Origin of the sequence: Nostoc sp., from assembly GCF_036917455.1 — a bacterium.
Lineage (GTDB): Bacteria > Cyanobacteriota > Cyanobacteriia > Cyanobacteriales > Nostocaceae > Nostoc.
Window position 1 is genome coordinate 1 of the sequence record NZ_JBALDK010000097.1, and the last position, 16337, is coordinate 16337.

A 16337-nucleotide genomic window follows, 5' to 3' on the forward strand; every position below is an offset into this window, starting at 1 on the left:
ATATAACTTATTTGATAAATTATCTAATTAAAAGTTACTAACAATAAAAATGAGTAGTAAAGAGTCAACATTATCCCTCACTACTCATTTTTATTAACTAACCTCCGAAACTAAGCCCCGACAGCTTCCTTTGCGGCGTACAATACTTCAGCGTTGATTTCTTTGAAACCGCGATCGCAGGCAAATTTCTTGGTGCTGCAAACCTTCTAATTCACATTTTACAAATAGTTGCGATTATTTCCAAGCTAGACAAAGACTTTCTTCTACTTGCTATACATGCATATAATGGGATTATTGAACATCCATAACTGGTAAATCAAATGGCTAAAACATTAACAATACAGTTGTCAGATGACTTAGAAAGTAAATTAACTGCTCAGGCGCAAAAGCTGAATCTATCTTTAGAAGATTTAATTCTGCAATCGTTATCTCAATCAGCTAAACAGGAAAATATCTCTGACTTCGATCCAATTTTACCTTTACTCGGTACATTAAAATTTGATAATTCTGATGTAGGAGAAAACTTTACACGTACCTCGTCCGCAGTTATTTAAATACGTAGAAGCTGTCAGAACTGCTCCCTATATCAACTTGATTTATATTGAACCAGTAATAGATTCAGCTGCTTGGGAACTACTCAAAACTAGAGAAGATAAAGCTTGGTCTTTGGTGAATAGCACTTCTTTTATAGTCATGCAACAGCTTGGCATTCAAGAGGCATTAACTACAGATCGCCACTTTGAACAAGCTGGCTTTATTCGTCTGCTGAAGTCAGAATAAGTAATAAGAAAAGGCATTTATAAGATATGCCCTTTCTTATTAAGAATCGCTAGCCTGCTAAACTAAGCCCCAACAGCTTCCTTCGCGGCGTACAATACTTCAGCGTTGATTTCTTTGAAACCGCGATCGCGGGCAAATTTTTCGGTATTACGCTTCACTTTACCGCGCACAAATCCCGGAATCTTATTCAGTTCTGCTTGACCATCTTTTGTCCAATTCAAATCAGAATCAGCAGAAATTCCCCTAGTAATAACTTCTTTGGTATCATGACCACCGAAGATTTCTAACAGGTGATCTTCCATTCCTAAAGTGAAGGAATTGTAGATCAAATCTGTAATCTGATTTGTGCCTTCGTAACCCATAAATGGTTTGTAACCAATGGGGAAGTTTTGGACATGGATTGGTGCAGCAATTACGCCACAAGGAATATCTAAACGCTTACCAACGTGGCGTTCCATTTGGGTTCCAAAAATGGCAGAGGGTTCAACACGAGCGATCGCATCCCCAATTGCACCATGATCTTCGGAAATTAGCACTTCATCGCAATACTCGCTAACCTGTTCGCGGAACCAATCTGCATCATATTTGCAGTAGGTTCCAGCCCAAACAACATGAATCCCCATTTCTCGCGCCAAAATCTTGGTAATGGCGGCGGCGTGGGTGTTGTCACCGAATACGACGGCTTTTTTGCCAGTCAAGTTTTGACAGTCAATGGAACGGGAAAACCAAGCAGCCTGAGATACATGCAAGGTTTGCTCATTAATGAAGTTTTCGTAGTCAACTTCTGCACCTTGAGCGTTAATTACCTGTTGAATCTTGCGAATACAACGGGCAGTTTCCACTACACCCATCGGAGTAATGTCTATATAAGGTGTGCCAAATTGTTCTTCTAGGTAACGAGCGGTGGTTAAACCGAGTTCCCGGTAAGGTACGAGGTTAAACCAAGCTTTGGACATCTTTTTCAAGTCATTCACCGAAGCACCTTCAGGAATTAAGGTATTTACCTCAATTCCCAAGTCAGCCATCAGCCGTTTCAGTTCGGTGCAATCGTGATTATTGTGGAAACCAAGGGTGGTAGTACCGATAATGTTAACCGAGGGTTTTGCAGTTTTGCCCTCTGCCAATTCGCCCCGCTTCCGCGCTTTTTCAATGTAATATTGGACAATTTGATCCAAAGTGCGATCGGCGGCTTGGAGTTCGTTATAGCGGTAGTGGTTCACATCCGCCAGCATTACGTCTCCTTTGGCTTCCAGTTGCGCCCGTTCCACAAAGTTGTGCAGGTCTTCTTGCAAAATGCTGGAGGTGCAAGTGGGAGTTAACACAATCAGATCGGGGTGTTCCTCAGCATCTTTGCGGACGATGTTATCAACCACCTTCTCTTGGGAACCACGCGCCAAAACGTTGCGGTCAACAACACTGGTTGTCACTGGAGTGAAATCCCTCTCCCGCGATAGCATGGAGCGCATGACGTTAAAGTAGTCATCGCCAATGGGGGCGTGCATGATCGCATGGACATTTTTAAAAGAACTAGCGATTCGCAGAGTGCCGATGTGGGCTGGGCCTGCATACATCCAGTAAGCCAATTTCATGTTTGTGTTCTCCCTTTTCAACAGAAATAACACGGAGTCCGATAAAAGTGGACTATAAGTGCTTGATTATTATTAAATCGTTTCTGATTGTCTCAAAACTTGTATCCCTGATGAAGTGAAGAGTTGTAAGGGTTTTAACTGCGGCATGTAGACGTAGGCATCGCTCAAACCTTGTTCCTGATTAGAATCTAGCTTCTGAATTTAACAAGATTACTGTTGCTTTTTTAAAATAAATCTTAATTTTTCGGCAAATTTGCTTTCAATTTGGGGTGGTGTGTTTTCAGGTATGGGTTTGAAGGAGTCAAGCTAAATCGGATCGTTGCTATCACTCTACCGAAACATACAGCTTTGCGTCGGATGATGGAGAAATGCGGCATGAAATACGAGAATAAATGCTCAGTTTTATAACTTAGATGTAGTGTATTATACTCTGGCTCATTCAGAATGGCGATCGGATGATTCCCTTTACATTTTGAAATCTTAAAACTACCATTTCCCTAAAATCATCAGACATATAAATTTTAGGGAAATGGCTTTAATTACTGCCGAAAAATTTCTACTTTTTGTAACACGACCTCTTGATTTGGACGATCTCTAGTCGTAGGCACGTTAGCAATCTTGCTAACTATATCTAGACCTTCGACAACTTCACCAAAAACGCTGTGTTTCTTGTCAAGGTGAGGTGTTGGTGCTTCTGTAATGAACCATTGCGAACCATTTGTACCGCGTCCAGCATTAGCCATCGACAGGATACCTGCGCCAGTGTGTCTCAATTCAGGATGAAACTCATCCTCAAATTGATATCCGGGGCCACCAGTACCCCAGCGGTTCCCCATATCCTGATAACGACTCAGGGGATCGCCACACTGAATCATAAAATCAGGAATGACCCGGTGAAAGCGAACTCCATCGTAAGCTGGAGTTCCCTTGCCAGATTCACCAGTTTTCGGGTCTTTCCAGTCGATTGTTCCGGTTGCTAGACCAACAAAATTTTTGACGGTGTTGGGAGTTCGTTCTTCTTCCAAACGAACTACAATTTCACCCAAGGAAGTAATTAAACGAGCGTGCAGCTTGCCATTACCGGGAATATTAATTTCTGGAAAGTTCATTAGATATCCTATTTTAACAAGTGCCTGTATTTGACCTATATAAGTTTATCAGCATTCAAGTTGCTCCCTTTAGACATGACAAAAAATCTGAAGGAAGAAAACTTGTGCCAACAAATATTTTACTCAGGTAAATTTATCGCTGGATTCCGGCTAAAGAATCCTCTAGGGACTAGCTTAAAGCCAACTCGGTGAACGGGCATCACAGGCCAATCTTCCGATCGCGGAATATGAGTTACGCCCATTGTGTACCACAGCACGATATCTTCACCCATCAGGGATTCATCGTCGGCAATATATTTTGGTAAACCTTGCCCTGGTTGAGTTTGGTTTGGATAATCGCCCCCAGCATAGAGTTCAGCAGGTTTATATTTTGTTACCCAGACGTGATGAGTCGCAAATTCTGCCCGTTGACGGATTTTCGAGCCTTCTACTGGGAAAAAGCTAGAATTTCCACCAGGCATCAGCATATATCCAGGTGCAGCCCCTAGCGGATTTTTCTGATCTGCACTCACAATCATCCATTCCCGACTGCTTTTCAGATCCAAATCGCGCACAGCAGCCGTTTCTTTTGTGAGTGGGGTTTCTGCAACTGCGATCGCATTTCCTAATGGATTTTTCTCATCCATCGGCAAAGCTTTGACGTTCATTTCCATCACAGAGTTAGCTTGACCATCGACATCAAAATCCAGGCGATAGTTGAAAAAGTGCTGGTGATTTACTCCAAAGATATTTTTAGCGATTAGCCGACCATAAGAATTATCCTCAGATTGCTTTTGAGCAGCCGTTCCTTGCGCTAGTACGATACCTGTTAGTTCATTTTGGACTTCCAAAGTCCCATCCTGGTGAAAAATCCAATTAAGGCTGTAATCATAATTGTCAACGGCCGCAGTCATCGACATGACTAATTCTCGACTGCGACGGACATCATTCCGCTGAGTATTGTAATCGTAGTGTTTCCATAGCATTCCGCGATCGCGTTCATAAATACCAACAACACCTGGTATCTTATAAGGTTCTCCCTGCTCATTAGCAAATACAGCATCCAGCAACAAACCGTTTTCAGGAATTTCCTTACCTAACTCCATCGTATTTGCTAGCAAACCAAGATTATATTCCCCAACATCAAATGCATTCCTAAACGACCAAGTGGGATTTGGATCGCCGTAAGGGACTACCATCTCTGATAGGCTAGCGCGGTATAAAACTGGTCTGACATTTTTCCCGTCATCGTATGTCACTTGGTACAATGCCAATCCACTACGGGGATGCATTAAATACCGAAACTTCCAACCTTGCCAGCTAATTTGATTGTCTTTGATTTGAAAACTTTTACCATTAGGTTGGATAATCTTTAAGGCTTTAGGCGCTGAAAGTAATTTGCCCAAAGACTTTACATCATAGTTCCAGTTTTCTTTAGAGAAAGGTACATTTCCCTTATCAATGAAACTGACAATTTTACCTGTATTCAAATTGACAGTTGCCACCACTCCTTCAATAGGACTACCGTAATAGTTCCAGTTTTGTCCCTGGTAGTAAGATAAGCTGCGGCCAAGACGATTACCTGCCGTTTCTTCCTGTTTACTCAGGATTCCTGGGGCCCATGAACTGATTTTGACTCGATCGAAATCAGTAATTCCCCGCCTTAGCATCGCTTTTTGCCATCGAGGATCGGCTTTAACTACCTGAGTAGCCAGTTCATATTCTGGATTGACGATCGCAGGCTGAATAGAGGGTATTTCTTTCCAGGAATTTAAGGTTTTGCTTGTGAGATCGACAATTCCCTGGTATGTTTTGTTTTGCGATCGCTCATAGATTACCAAAAAAGCTTTTCGTCCGAAAGTTTTACCAGGTTTAAATTTCAGAACTTCTTCTTTATCTGGTTCTTGTAAAGCAATAAGTGGAAAAACTGCCATTTCGCTCAAAGATTTTTCTCTTTTGATCGTCGAAACAGCTGTGCTAATTTCTACCTCTGTTAGCGAAGTGAGAGGATGGGAAATCGAAGGCTGTTGAGCCGTCAATATTTCCATTAGTCCCAGTAAGATAGAAATCATGACAATGATGGGAATCGCTAGCCACAAAAAACGCTTTAGCCGCTTAATCATCTTTTACATTTTTACAAAAGACTTATAATTATCTATTTCTCAACCGAAGCTTGAAACCCGATAAATTAAGAAGCTAAATTAATTTGTCAATAGTGTCCCCAATTGCGAAACCCAATATATTTCTCGATCCAGTTGATCTAGCCCATAATTTATCAAAAGAGGTTAACTAGAGCAACATCACAGAAAGACAGCAGTATGGACGAGCAATTCATGCGTGAGGTGGCAGAGCGTTTTACACGCCCTTGGTCACAAAGGCGAGGTATTGAGTCGATTGATCGGAATGCTGAAGTTGTACTTGTGAAAGTACCATTAAATCAACTATCTGATGCCCTTGCTGAAAAAGCGCTCGAATCCCAGCGTAATGTGATGGGAGCAGAAATCGAAGTGTCAGGCGCTTTTGTGTTCGCGTGTCAACTAGTTGAACACTCTTGGTCAATTATGATGTCTGGCGATCTGTCTTATCCATCAATTTTGGAATCAAGCGAGTTAGCTCAACTTTCAAAACAGTTAGGACAAGCAGTTATCACGCTGCTTGTAAGCGACAGTGCAGCCGAAATCGGCTATGACTTGTTTGAGGGTGGAGAATTAGTTGAATACTTCAGGGGGGCAGATGGTGAGTTAACTGATCGTTCTAATGAATATGGGATTCAGTCCCAACTATATTTATTGTCACCATACCTAGATGATGATGTCGAAGAAGACGAGGACTCCGAAGCCCAACAAACAGCATACTTTTGGTCACGTCGTCGCCAAATAACAGCCGAAGAGATTGGCAATATTTGGGATTTTGCACGTCAGCTTATGCTTGATTATGATGCGTTTGATCCTGCCATTGACTCTAGATATTTATTAGGAGAATACTCTCTGAAGCGTGGCGATCGCTACCAAGTTCAAAATCCAGGATTCGGTTTAGTTCTTGGTTATGACGCAGATGGGCGTAGGCAGGAAATCATTTCTGTACCTGATTTAGTTAGGGTCGATTACTTTAGATTCGGAAAATAAATAGGCTGTGCTATCGTCAATCTAAAATCAAAAAGAGCAAGCGCATTGATCTTGCGTTGCTCAATCTAAAATCCAAAATCCAAAATTATTTGATACCTTAGCAATTACGCAGAAACCAAACGGCGTAAAGATTCAGCACGGCGTTTCGCAATAGGGTTATTTGGATCGAGCTTTAGTGCTTCTTCGTAGCTTTGTAACGCCTGAGTAGTTAATTTTTTCTTCTCATAAGCGTGTCCAATATTATTCAACCCTGTTACGTAGTCTGGCTTAGATTTCAGGGCTTCTTTATACTGACGAATTGCGAGGTCATATTGCTCTTGGGTAAAATAAATATAACCCAGACCGTTATAAATAGGGGCAATATTTTCTTCTTCCTCTTCTTCGGCAGCTTTCAGAGCTTTTTGAAACAGCGCGATCGCTTGGGAATACAATTTTTTTTCTGAATAAATACTGGCTAACTCATAATATTCTTGAGTTGTACCCTTTTCTTTCTCTAACTTCTTTCGCAATTTCGCAAAGGAGCCTTCAATTTTGCGAGTTTTGAAAATCTGGCGAAGAACACCCACGGCCGCAATTGTGAGTATAACCACCAAAACTGAGAGATAAACAACGGCTAGACTGTTATCCATTGCTGCAAATACAAATATTATAAAGTTTGTTATTTGTCATTTGTTATTCATCAATGACCAATGACCAATTTACGGTAAACCCCAATATTGAGAGCGTTGCTGGAGCCAACCTTGTTCTAAGTAACGAGCGATCGCTAGATTAACATTGCGTCTTAATTCATCGGACTGCAACCCTTTGGGCGTAACTACAGACAAGGGTTCAGTTGAGAGCTTAGTTGGCAGTAGCCGATATTGAGGATATTGTTGCACCCAACCGCTTAGAACGGTAGCATCTGCGGCAAAGGCTATAGCGGCATTACTTTCTATTTGCTCTCGCGCTTCGTGATAAGAATTTACTCCTACCAACTCGGCGTTTGGCAGATAAAACCGCACTTTAGCAATAGTGCTGGAGTTGTTGAGGACGGCAATTTTTTGTTTTGTCAAATCACTTAACTGCTGCACAGAGGCATCTTTTGTAACTAATACAGTGCCATCCAAATAGTAGGGAACACTGAAACTAACTATCCGGCTGCGCGACTCGGTTGCTGTCACCCTAGCGATCGCAAAATCAACTTTCTTGTCTAAGACTACAGACAGGCGATCGCGATTCGCTACAGGTTTCAATTTGACAGCATCTGCTTTCCCAACCAAGTCAAGTGCTAATCGCTGTGCCAAGTCAATTTCAAAGCCTTGCAAATTGCCACTGGCATCTTTAAATCCTAAGGGACGCAAGTTATCTTTGACAGCAACAGTGAGATAGCCGCGTTGCTGAATTTCTGACATTTCGGCGGCAGATGCAGTGAATCCTGTCCCCACTATGGAAAAGCAACATATCCAAAAAATAATGGCGGATAATACCAGATGTAACCGAGTAATTACTTGCCATCTGTTACATCTGTTATGCATCCGTGGCCACCTTTATCCTTTAGCTTGAACTGCTAGTTCAGCGACTTTGCCAAAACTAGCTGGATCGAGGACTGCTAATTGTGCCAACATCTTGCGATTTAGTTGGATGTCAGCTTTTTTCAAGTTACCGATCAACTGGCTGTAGCTCAAGCCGTGTTGTCTTGAAGCAGCATTGATGCGAGTGATCCAGAGGCGACGAAAATCGCGCTTTTTCTTTTTGCGATCGCGGTAGGCACTCCGTAGCGCCTTCATTACTTGTTGGTTGGCAGTTCTAAACAGAGTTGAGTGAGAACCGCGAAAACCTTTAGCTAGTTTGAGAATTTTACTGCGGCGCTTCCGAGCTACATTACCGCGTTTTACCCGTGTCATAACTTATTTCCTGAAGGACTTACAAATATGGGAGCATTAAGCGCACGTTGAGTTCATCGCGTTCATGTACAAGGGTGGTTTTGGACATGCTACGCTTTTTGTCGGAAGTTTTGTGTTCTAAAAGGTGGCTTTTGCCAGCTTTCCGACGGACGATTTTACCGGTGCCTGTGGCACGGAATCGCTTCGCTGCGGCTTTACGAGTCTTGAGTTTAGGCATGGTATAGCTTTAATTCGACACGATCCATTATTATACTAATAAAATTGCTGGAATGGAAATTAAGTAAAGGATTTAACCAGCCACGCCTGCCTTAGACAAAATTAATTTCATAAATGGATGAAGTAAATATAGTTGAATATGACCCCCGGTGGCAGACTTTGTTTGCACAAGAAGCCGAGCGTATTTGGCAAGCACTAGACAATGACTTAGTTGTGGAAATTGAACATATTGGTAGTACGGCAGTACCAGGAATGGCATCAAAACCAATTATTGACATCATGCTAGGAGTACATTCCTTAGTAGATGCGAAATCTGCTGTTCCGATATTAGAATCTTTGGGATACGTTTATTGGTATGAAGACCCGCGTCCTGGACGGATGTTTTTTGTGAAAGGAATGCCACCATACGGAAAGCAACGGACTCATCATGTTCATATAGTCGAGATTGACAGCGAATTTTGGGAACGCCAGCTATTTTGCGACTATCTGAGAAGGCATCCTGAAGAGGCGAGACGATATGAGGCTTTAAAACGCAATTTGGCGGCAATTTTTCGGAGCGATCGTGAGGCTTATACCAATGGTAAAAATGATTATATCCAAGCTGTGATGGCAAAAGCACGGTGTGAGGAGATTGAGAAAAAAGAGTGAGTGGGTTTAATCACTACGGATAGAATTCTGGCAAACAGTTCAGTCGAAAATAATTACTTTGTTATAAATTCTTGATATATTCGTCAGAGAAAGCGATTGCTTACATCAAATGCAATTTTAAGGGATATCCTCACTTAAAAAAACTGTCTCTAAATCCCGATACCCACTAACAACACGTGCAACTTCCACATCAGCATCAATGGGGCGATAAAATATTAAGTAATCTTCTACGGGGAAACTTCGCAAACCGATTGCAAAATTATCGCAACTTTGCCCCATGTTAGGGAAATCAGCCAAAAGTTTACACTGCTGTTTAATTTTTTCATTAAGGCTTAGAGCCGCACCAGGATTAAAGCAGATAATATAGCGGTTAATTTCCTTTCTGGTAGATACTATGTCCACTGCTTGTAGACATTGCAAGCATCTACGCTAGCTTTAATTAGAGCAAGATTAAAATATATTCGTAATTAATAATACTAGCCTTTGGCTAGTATTACAAATGACAAATGACAAATGACAAATTAGTTAATTTGCTGCTGTTTGGGCTTCTTGATAAACTATTTCTTGAAATTGGATCATATCTTTTTGCGGATCGGCGTGGTTAACTTTCACCACTATCTGTTCGCCCAAGTTCACAGAACGTTTGAAAACCATCGGTAACTGCAAACCCAAATCTTCGATCAAAATTAGGGCTAAATTGCTGTCTTCCCGCAGCCACATCAACACTGTTACCTCCCAAGTTTCCTCTGGATGACGGCGCAAATACTCTAGAGCATAATATCTATTAGTTTGCCGTTCTACCATCGTCACCTCTTGGGTGATGCTGCTGACAGTCATCATCACTTCTTTAAGTTTATCTGCGGAAAACGGCAGAATTTCACCACGCAAATGGGCTTTAAGTTGGAAGTGGGTAAGCAAGTCACTGTAACGACGGATGGGAGAGGTTGCTTGAGTGTAGGTATCCAAACCCAAACCAGCATGGCGTAGAGGCGTAATGCTCATTTCACTCTTGGGCATACAACGACGCATGGCGCAAGCGCGAACGAATCCGGCTGGAAGTAGCAGTAATTCTTCTTCTGGGGGTAATTCCGGTTGGGGCTGACCGCGAAAGGGTAAAGGTATGTTATGAGCTTTACCATAACGAGCCGCAACTTCACCGGCAACAATCATCATTTCTGCGACTACTTGCCGTGATGGAGAATCGTCCAAAATATCAATATTAATCTCGTCACCTTTGACTTTGATCGTTGCTTCGGGCATGGTGATGCTAATTGCCCCTTGAGCGTAACGCCAAGCTTTGCGCTTCTGTGCCCAACTTGCGATCGCAGCAATTTCTGGTTCTGCCTGTACCCGTAATTGCAGCATTTCATCTACATCTTCGTAGGTAAGGCGATAAGTCGGCTTAATAGAACTGGTATGAATGCTATAATCTTCTACTCCCCCAGTTGTGCCTAAAATAATTCCGAAACTGAGGGCGCAACAAACCCTTCCCTGGATTAGACTCATTGGCCCAGTTGCCAATACCTCTGGGAACATGGGAATCATCCCCGTAGGTAAATAAACTGTACTACCCCGCTTTCTGGCTTCTAAATCTAATTCACCTTCCGGCACTAACCATCTAGTGGGATCGGCGATATGCACCCACAGGCGCTCCCGTCCATCGGGCATGACTTCCCAACTTAGACCATCGTCGATCTCTGTGGTAGTTTCATCATCAATGGTGTAGACCTTTAGGTGAGTCAGATCGAGGCGGTTTGTATCTGAGTCAATCGGCGGGAAATCCAAACGCTGTTGCGCCACTTCTAATACCTTATTAGGAAATTGAATCGGAATTGAAGAACGACGCAGGAACAAGTTTTCATAAGGACTCCAGCAACCCAAATCTACTAATAGTTGAAAGGCCCCTTGGGGCGTTGTGGGCCGTCCCAGCATGGTCATTGTTTCTAATACTGGAGCGCTGGGCGGATAAGCGCGAGCTAAGGAGTCATAATTAACTCCCGTCCGCACTGTGTCAGCAAGTAACGCTGCGTATTTTTCTAGTCCTTCTAGGCGTTGGCGATCGTGGCGCTGCCACTCTACTGCTTCACCTTTGAGTGCCTGTTCTACACGAGTTAAAAATTCCTGCTGTCCTTTAGCTTTTAATGCCTCTACTTCCATCTGGTGTTTGCGTTCTGCCACCTGAGCAGCAGTTCGCGGCTCATAAGCGTCTCCTTTTTGCTTGAAATAGAGTTTATCGTCTGATAACAAGCAATGGGCGGCGTAACAATGAGGCGCGGCTGATTCCGAAAACAGCAGATTCGCCATCAGTTCTGGGGTGACTGTTTCCCCATCTTCAACCAGTAATTCCCAAGCTATCTCTAAGCTAGATGGGTCTAGATAAGGGTTGACTTGCTCTAAAAAGCTGGCAATCTCTGAGGGCTTGTAGGTCTCTTTGGTAACTGTATAAGTTATTTGTCTAGGCGCGAGGCTGTGGGATTGACCACGGTCGTCTACCACAAACCAGCGGGTTTTTCCGTCTGGACGTTCTACGATGCCCAGACGGCGATCGCCTTGAACCCTAAATTCAACTAGCGTCCCCTTCTCCACAACTCTCGCACTCTAATTTTTGTGAACAGTTTAAATAGTTTCAAGTTAGGAGTTAGGAGCGGAGCCGCTCCGCCTCCGGTTAGGAGTTTTGATTCTTAACTCATCACTCATAACTCATCACTCTTTTTAGCCTTCCGCATTGATAAATGGCAACAAAGCCACAATCCGCGAACGTTTAATTGCTAATGTCAACTCTCGCTGTTGCTGAGACGTTAGTCCAGTAATCCGACGTGGCAATATTTTACCCCGCTCGGTGACAAACTTACGTAATAAATCAACATCTTTATAATCGATTGGCTCTCCTGGCTTGATGGGAGAAAGACGACGACGGAAATAACTCATCTCTACTTAATTTCCTTGTGAACAGTATGTTTGTTGCAGTGGGTGCAGAACTTTTTCAGTTCTAGCCGGTTAGTGGTGTTGCGGCGATTCTTGGTGCTGGTATAACGTGAAACACCAGCCGAACGCTTATCTGAATTTGTCCGACACTCGGTACACTCTAGTGTCACAATAATGCGGGCACCTTTACTCTTAGCCATAATCTTACAAACAGTGAAGCCTGAAGAGAATTAACACAAATGATTATCTTCTCACATTCCGCCGCATATTTTCAACTAATCTTTTAACTTTTATATCAAGCGAGTAGCCACGACGCGACGAAACGATGAAGGTTCTACAATAGCGATCGTGTAAAGCCTGCCGCATCTGGGTATCAGAGAGGGCAGTCCCACAATCAATTGCTAGGGGAAGTACTAGCAGTATAGCAGTGGGATTGGCTGCAATATTACTTAAGGTAATTGACACTAAAAGCGCACCCAAGCCAACGATCGCTTCTCGCTTCACCAATGAAGGCAAATTTGGGATTCTACCCACTACTTCCCCGTCTTCGACTGACAACACCTTTAAATCGAATGCCCAACGCCCTAAACTTTGCCCTTGATTGTTGTATGGCACTAGCACTCGCAAAACCAGCCAAAATATCACAAAAACTAGGATTTGCAGAAATTGAATCCCGATATCGCCCCCTCCTAGTAGAGAACTGACTAACCAGACACCAAGGAAATCAAGTCCTAATGCCATACCTCGTCGCCCAATTTCAGCTTTGGGATAGTGTTTTTGGGGAAGTCGTTCGATAGTCATACAAAATAAGTATTTTTATTTAGGGGTTGGGGAATAACGATCGCTCCTGTTTTTTATATTAAGGTGATGACTTGGGTTTGGCGTTTAAACTCTGTTGCACATAAAAGTTCCATAATCAGCGCCCTGATGTTGCCCAACCCACAAGACCCGCATTTCTCACAAGCTTGAGGGGAAGGAGGGGCAGAGGGGCAGGGGAGGCAGGGGAGGCAGGGGAGGCAGGGGAAGCAGGGGAAGCAGGGGAAGCAGGGGGGGCAGGGGAGGCAGGGGAGGCAGGGGAAGCAGGGGAAGCAAGGGAAGAAAAAACTAATACTCGCATTTCTCACAAGCTTGAGGCGAAGGAGGGGCAGAGGGGAAAGAACTTGGTATTTGAACTCTCCTCTGCTCCTCTGCTCCTCTGCTCCCCTGCTCCCCCTGCTCCCCCTGCTCCCCCAGCCTCCCCTGCTCCCCTGCTCCTCTGCTCCCCTGCTCAAGCGCAGGCTTAATCGACATGTGGTGAGAAATCCGGGAAGAGTCTGTTTTTGAGAAGTATTGTATTGTAGGAGAAACTATTTGGAAGTTGTATCTATGACACATCTGTTTACTAAAAGAGCTATTAGGATGGTGGCAACTATTGCTTTAGTGTTAGCGATCGCTATCAGCACTCACAACCTAGCTGATGCTGCTGAATTCAACTTTAGCTGGAAGGGAGACACTGGTTATTCAGCCAAAGGTTCATTTAACTACGATACAACAACCGCTCCCAGCGTCATTTCGGAAGCAGGTTTGGGAGCTACTAAGAGCTTGCAGTCTCTCTCAGTTTCGTTTTTTGATCCATTTAGTACTCTCATAAATAGTTTCACTCCAATACTTAGTGGTGTATCTAACTACGGCTTTTTGAGATTTAACTTTGATAGCACTAAAGAGCAAATCTTTGGCCCATTTGATATTGGCAAGGATGATGGACTTCCTGGCGACACATGGCTGAATAATAATCTCGCACTCATAGATGAAGGTTTTAGTGATGAGGTTCTAGCTAAAGAATTTGGTTTTAACAATAGAGATGCAGCAGCGACAAAGCAAATACTAGATTTGAGCAACAATTCCGTTCAGGTATCCAAAATCCCCGAAGGAAGCATAATTATCGGTTTATTAGCAGTGTGTAGTTTGGGATTTACCGCTTATAAAAATCTAGACAAAGCTACCCAAGAGTAGACTCAGTGTTACTTTACAGGGATAAAAGAAAAAGTCGGAGGCGATCGCTATGGTATCAGTCAGCGATGCACAAGCAATTATTTTAAATTTAGTCCAACCGTTGGATCGTCAACGGGATATAGAAGTCGTAGATTTATTGACAGCCGATAGCCGGATTTTAGCAGTGCCTGTCACCAGTCCGTTGGATTTTCCCCATTGGGATAATTCGGCAATGGATGGTTACGCAGTTCGCTACGAAGATGTGCAGCACTCTAGCGCCGAACAACCTACCGTTTTAGAAATTGTTGAAGATATTCCGGCTGGGTATCAACCCAAATCTACGATTCAACCAGGGGAAGCCGCGCGGATTTTCACAGGTGCGGTGATTCCAGCAGGTGCGGATACTGTAGTCATGCAAGAGAAGACACGCCGGGATGAAAACCACGTGTATATCCTGGCTGCATCAAAACCGCAAGAATTTGTCAGACACAAAGCATCTTTTTACCAAGCAGGAACACAACTATTACCAGCCGGAATTAAGTTAAATGCCTCAGAAATTGCTGTATTAGCGGCAGCACAATGTCCGCAATTAAGTGTTTACCGACATCCACGGGTGGCAATTTTTTCCACTGGTGATGAGTTAGTACCAATCGATCGACCGTTGCAATCAGGGCAAATTGTCGATTCTAATCAGTATGCACTGGCAGCTTTGGTAAAGGAGAGTGGGGCAGAACCATTACTGTTAGGGATTGTGAAAGACGATCCAGTTACTCTGGAAAAAGTTATTACTCAGGCTGTTGCGATCGCTGATATAGTTCTCTCTTCTGGCGGTGTCTCAGTAGGAGATTATGACTATGTTGACAAAATTTTACAGTCCCTAAGCGCAAAAATCCACATTCGCTCTGTGGAAATGAGGCCAGGGAAACCCCTCACTGTCGCCACTTTCCCCAGTAGAGACGCGACTAATCGTATCTCTACCCACTCACCGCTATACTTTGGTTTACCAGGAAACCCTGCGGCTGTGTTGGTGACATTTTGGCGGTTTGTGCTACCAGCGATTAAGAAAATTTCGGGAATTACTGAAGGTTGGGAGCCAATGTTTTTGAAAGTGCGATCGCATGATGAATTGCGATCGGATGGCAAGCGTGAAACTTACCTTTGGGGTAAATTACATTTAATTGATGGAGTTTACGAATTTCACAAAGCTGGTGGTAGTAATAGTTCCGGCAATTTAATTAATTTAGCTCAAACCGATGCCTTAGCTGTTCTCCCGGTGGGTAAAACATTAATTTACCCACAAGAAGAGGTGCAAGTTTTGCAGCTTAGTAACGGGTAACAAAATAACTCCTAATGGGCTGCGCCCCGCCCATTACGAATTACGAATTACGAATTAGTTAAAATATCTGCTCAAAAGCCTCAATCAAGTTATTAACTTCTTCAAGGGTGTTGTAATGCACCATACTCACCCGGACTATTCCATCTTGCGACGCTAACCCTAGATATTCAATGAGCCGTTTAGCATAAAAGTCTCCGTAGCGAATCCCAATGTGATGCTGGTCAATTTTTGCCGGAATGGTTGAGCTATTCATTCCATCTACTACAAAAGATATAGTCGGTACACGGCATTGACGGTCAGCTTTTGATTGACCAATGACTCGCACATTAGGCTTGCTGTTGAGGTAATTTAGGAGGCGATCGCTAATTTTTTCTTCATGTATGCTAATTAAATCAAACGCCTGTACCATCTGATTTCTTAAATCAGGTGCAGTTTGATCGCCGTAATGGAGTTGTGCTAACTCACTTAAATAATCACATAAACCTAACATTCCATAACTTAACTCAAAATTAACATTACCTAACTGAAATTTATAAGGTATGTCTGTCTGTTGAATAAAATAATGATTAAGTCCAGGTAATCTTAATAAATGTTCTTCTTTGCCATAAAGTAAGGCATGATGTGGCCCGTAAACTTTGTAACAACTCAAAGTATAAAAATCAACACCCAAATCTTGGACATCAACTAATCTGTGTGGTGCATAAGCTACACCATCTACACAAATCATCGCGTTGCGATCGTGTACAAATGCAGCAATTTCTTTAATCGGGTTGATG

The 16337-nt window shown here is 43.1% G+C and carries 20 protein-coding genes; 7 read left to right on the forward strand and 13 right to left on the reverse strand.

Annotated features, from left to right (window positions below; translation table 11 throughout):
• Positions 1-320: 320 nt before the first annotated feature.
• Both V7K42_RS11080 and V7K42_RS11085 read left to right on the forward strand, forming a co-directional pair.
• Positions 321-554, forward strand: coding sequence for a hypothetical protein (locus V7K42_RS11080; RefSeq protein ID WP_334916101.1), 234 nt, complete (start codon positions 321-323; stop codon positions 552-554).
• A 37-nt stretch (positions 555-591) separates the two neighbouring features.
• Positions 592-780: a type II toxin-antitoxin system VapC family toxin gene (locus V7K42_RS11085; protein WP_334916103.1), complete on the forward strand. Its 189-nt coding sequence runs from the start codon at positions 592-594 to the stop codon at positions 778-780.
• Positions 781-842: 62 nt separating this feature from the next.
• Here the strand turns inward: V7K42_RS11085 and bchB are convergent, their stop codons facing one another.
• Positions 843-2369 (reverse strand): ferredoxin:protochlorophyllide reductase (ATP-dependent) subunit B, encoded by a 1527-nt coding sequence (gene bchB / locus V7K42_RS11090; RefSeq protein WP_334916105.1) that lies wholly within the window; start codon positions 2367-2369, stop codon positions 843-845.
• Positions 2370-2633: 264 nt separating this feature from the next.
• Here bchB and V7K42_RS11095 point away from each other — a divergent pair, with 264 nt between their 5' ends.
• On the forward strand, positions 2634-2777 hold the full coding sequence (locus V7K42_RS11095) for a GNAT family N-acetyltransferase (RefSeq protein ID WP_334916107.1): 144 nt from the start codon (positions 2634-2636) through the stop codon (positions 2775-2777).
• 131 nt (positions 2778-2908) lie between these two features.
• Here the strand turns inward: V7K42_RS11095 and V7K42_RS11100 are convergent, their stop codons facing one another.
• Together V7K42_RS11100 and V7K42_RS11105 are read right to left on the reverse strand one after the other, a co-directional pair.
• Entirely contained in the window at positions 2909-3478 is a 570-nt protein-coding gene (locus V7K42_RS11100; RefSeq protein WP_334916109.1) for a peptidylprolyl isomerase, read from the reverse strand.
• Between the two features lie 119 nt (positions 3479-3597).
• Positions 3598-5580: a primary-amine oxidase gene (locus V7K42_RS11105; RefSeq protein WP_334916111.1), complete on the reverse strand. Its 1983-nt coding sequence runs from the start codon at positions 5578-5580 to the stop codon at positions 3598-3600.
• Between the two features lie 195 nt (positions 5581-5775).
• Here V7K42_RS11105 and V7K42_RS11110 point away from each other — a divergent pair, with 195 nt between their 5' ends.
• The gene (locus V7K42_RS11110; RefSeq protein ID WP_334916113.1) at positions 5776-6582 is read left to right on the forward strand and encodes a hypothetical protein; all 807 of its coding nucleotides are present in this window, start codon (positions 5776-5778) and stop codon (positions 6580-6582) included.
• 104 nt (positions 6583-6686) lie between these two features.
• On the opposite strand, the gene V7K42_RS11115 is transcribed toward V7K42_RS11110, so the two are convergent.
• From V7K42_RS11115 to rpmI, 4 genes are all read right to left on the reverse strand, one after another.
• On the reverse strand, positions 6687-7211 hold the full coding sequence (locus V7K42_RS11115; RefSeq protein WP_334916115.1) for a tetratricopeptide repeat protein: 525 nt from the start codon (positions 7209-7211) through the stop codon (positions 6687-6689).
• Positions 7212-7280: 69 nt separating this feature from the next.
• A complete protein-coding gene (locus tag V7K42_RS11120; protein WP_334916117.1) occupies positions 7281-8096 on the reverse strand; it encodes a transporter substrate-binding domain-containing protein in 816 nt (271 codons plus the stop codon).
• 12 nt (positions 8097-8108) lie between these two features.
• A complete protein-coding gene (rplT, locus tag V7K42_RS11125) occupies positions 8109-8465 on the reverse strand; it encodes a 50S ribosomal protein L20 (RefSeq protein ID WP_094333172.1) in 357 nt (118 codons plus the stop codon).
• 19 nt (positions 8466-8484) lie between these two features.
• Positions 8485-8682 (reverse strand): 50S ribosomal protein L35, encoded by a 198-nt coding sequence (gene rpmI, locus V7K42_RS11130; protein WP_334916119.1) that lies wholly within the window; start codon positions 8680-8682, stop codon positions 8485-8487.
• Between the two features lie 113 nt (positions 8683-8795).
• Here rpmI and V7K42_RS11135 point away from each other — a divergent pair, with 113 nt between their 5' ends.
• Positions 8796-9329 (forward strand): GrpB family protein, encoded by a 534-nt coding sequence (locus V7K42_RS11135; protein WP_334916121.1) that lies wholly within the window; start codon positions 8796-8798, stop codon positions 9327-9329.
• A gap of 117 nt (positions 9330-9446) precedes the next feature.
• Here the strand turns inward: V7K42_RS11135 and V7K42_RS11140 are convergent, their stop codons facing one another.
• From V7K42_RS11140 to V7K42_RS11160, 5 genes are all read right to left on the reverse strand, one after another.
• The gene (locus V7K42_RS11140; protein ID WP_334916123.1) at positions 9447-9731 is read right to left on the reverse strand and encodes a type II toxin-antitoxin system RelE/ParE family toxin; all 285 of its coding nucleotides are present in this window, start codon (positions 9729-9731) and stop codon (positions 9447-9449) included.
• A gap of 123 nt (positions 9732-9854) precedes the next feature.
• The gene (locus V7K42_RS11145) at positions 9855-11915 is read right to left on the reverse strand and encodes a ribonuclease catalytic domain-containing protein (RefSeq protein WP_334916125.1); all 2061 of its coding nucleotides are present in this window, start codon (positions 11913-11915) and stop codon (positions 9855-9857) included.
• Positions 11916-12041: 126 nt separating this feature from the next.
• Positions 12042-12257 (reverse strand): 30S ribosomal protein S18, encoded by a 216-nt coding sequence (gene rpsR / locus V7K42_RS11150; protein ID WP_012411240.1) that lies wholly within the window; start codon positions 12255-12257, stop codon positions 12042-12044.
• 2 nt (positions 12258-12259) lie between these two features.
• The gene (rpmG, locus tag V7K42_RS11155) at positions 12260-12454 is read right to left on the reverse strand and encodes a 50S ribosomal protein L33 (RefSeq protein ID WP_094333178.1); all 195 of its coding nucleotides are present in this window, start codon (positions 12452-12454) and stop codon (positions 12260-12262) included.
• 43 nt (positions 12455-12497) lie between these two features.
• Positions 12498-13055 (reverse strand): RDD family protein, encoded by a 558-nt coding sequence (locus tag V7K42_RS11160; RefSeq protein WP_334916127.1) that lies wholly within the window; start codon positions 13053-13055, stop codon positions 12498-12500.
• 564 nt (positions 13056-13619) lie between these two features.
• On the opposite strand from V7K42_RS11160, the gene V7K42_RS11165 reads away from it, so the two are divergent.
• Both V7K42_RS11165 and V7K42_RS11170 read left to right on the forward strand, forming a co-directional pair.
• Positions 13620-14246 (forward strand): PEP-CTERM sorting domain-containing protein, encoded by a 627-nt coding sequence (locus V7K42_RS11165; protein WP_334916129.1) that lies wholly within the window; start codon positions 13620-13622, stop codon positions 14244-14246.
• Between the two features lie 49 nt (positions 14247-14295).
• Positions 14296-15561, forward strand: coding sequence for a molybdopterin molybdotransferase MoeA (locus tag V7K42_RS11170; RefSeq protein WP_334916131.1), 1266 nt, complete (start codon positions 14296-14298; stop codon positions 15559-15561).
• Positions 15562-15619: 58 nt separating this feature from the next.
• On the opposite strand, the gene V7K42_RS11175 is transcribed toward V7K42_RS11170, so the two are convergent.
• On the reverse strand, positions 15620-16337 hold a 718-nt coding region (locus tag V7K42_RS11175), incomplete at its 5' end, for an aminotransferase class V-fold PLP-dependent enzyme (protein ID WP_334916133.1).

Bases quoted from the DNA above. Each gene is read 5' to 3' on its own strand.
- V7K42_RS11115 (WP_334916115.1), bottom strand. From the start codon at position 7,211: ATGGATAACAGTCTAGCCGTTGTTTATCTCTCAGTTTTGGTGGTTATA.
- V7K42_RS11100 (WP_334916109.1), bottom strand. From the start codon at position 3,478: ATGAACTTTCCAGAAATTAATATTCCCGGTAATGGCAAGCTGCACGCT.
- rpmI (WP_334916119.1), bottom strand. From the start codon at position 8,682: ATGCCTAAACTCAAGACTCGTAAAGCCGCAGCGAAGCGATTCCGTGCC.
- rpmG (WP_094333178.1), bottom strand. From the start codon at position 12,454: ATGGCTAAGAGTAAAGGTGCCCGCATTATTGTGACACTAGAGTGTACC.
- bchB (WP_334916105.1), bottom strand. From the start codon at position 2,369: ATGAAATTGGCTTACTGGATGTATGCAGGCCCAGCCCACATCGGCACT.
- V7K42_RS11080 (WP_334916101.1), top strand. From the start codon at position 321: ATGGCTAAAACATTAACAATACAGTTGTCAGATGACTTAGAAAGTAAA.
- rplT (WP_094333172.1), bottom strand. From the start codon at position 8,465: ATGACACGGGTAAAACGCGGTAATGTAGCTCGGAAGCGCCGCAGTAAA.
- V7K42_RS11135 (WP_334916121.1), top strand. From the start codon at position 8,796: ATGGATGAAGTAAATATAGTTGAATATGACCCCCGGTGGCAGACTTTG.
- rpsR (WP_012411240.1), bottom strand. From the start codon at position 12,257: ATGAGTTATTTCCGTCGTCGTCTTTCTCCCATCAAGCCAGGAGAGCCA.
- V7K42_RS11165 (WP_334916129.1), top strand. From the start codon at position 13,620: ATGACACATCTGTTTACTAAAAGAGCTATTAGGATGGTGGCAACTATT.
- V7K42_RS11105 (WP_334916111.1), bottom strand. From the start codon at position 5,580: ATGATTAAGCGGCTAAAGCGTTTTTTGTGGCTAGCGATTCCCATCATT.
- V7K42_RS11170 (WP_334916131.1), top strand. From the start codon at position 14,296: ATGGTATCAGTCAGCGATGCACAAGCAATTATTTTAAATTTAGTCCAA.
- V7K42_RS11110 (WP_334916113.1), top strand. From the start codon at position 5,776: ATGGACGAGCAATTCATGCGTGAGGTGGCAGAGCGTTTTACACGCCCT.
- V7K42_RS11120 (WP_334916117.1), bottom strand. From the start codon at position 8,096: ATGCATAACAGATGTAACAGATGGCAAGTAATTACTCGGTTACATCTG.
- V7K42_RS11160 (WP_334916127.1), bottom strand. From the start codon at position 13,055: ATGACTATCGAACGACTTCCCCAAAAACACTATCCCAAAGCTGAAATT.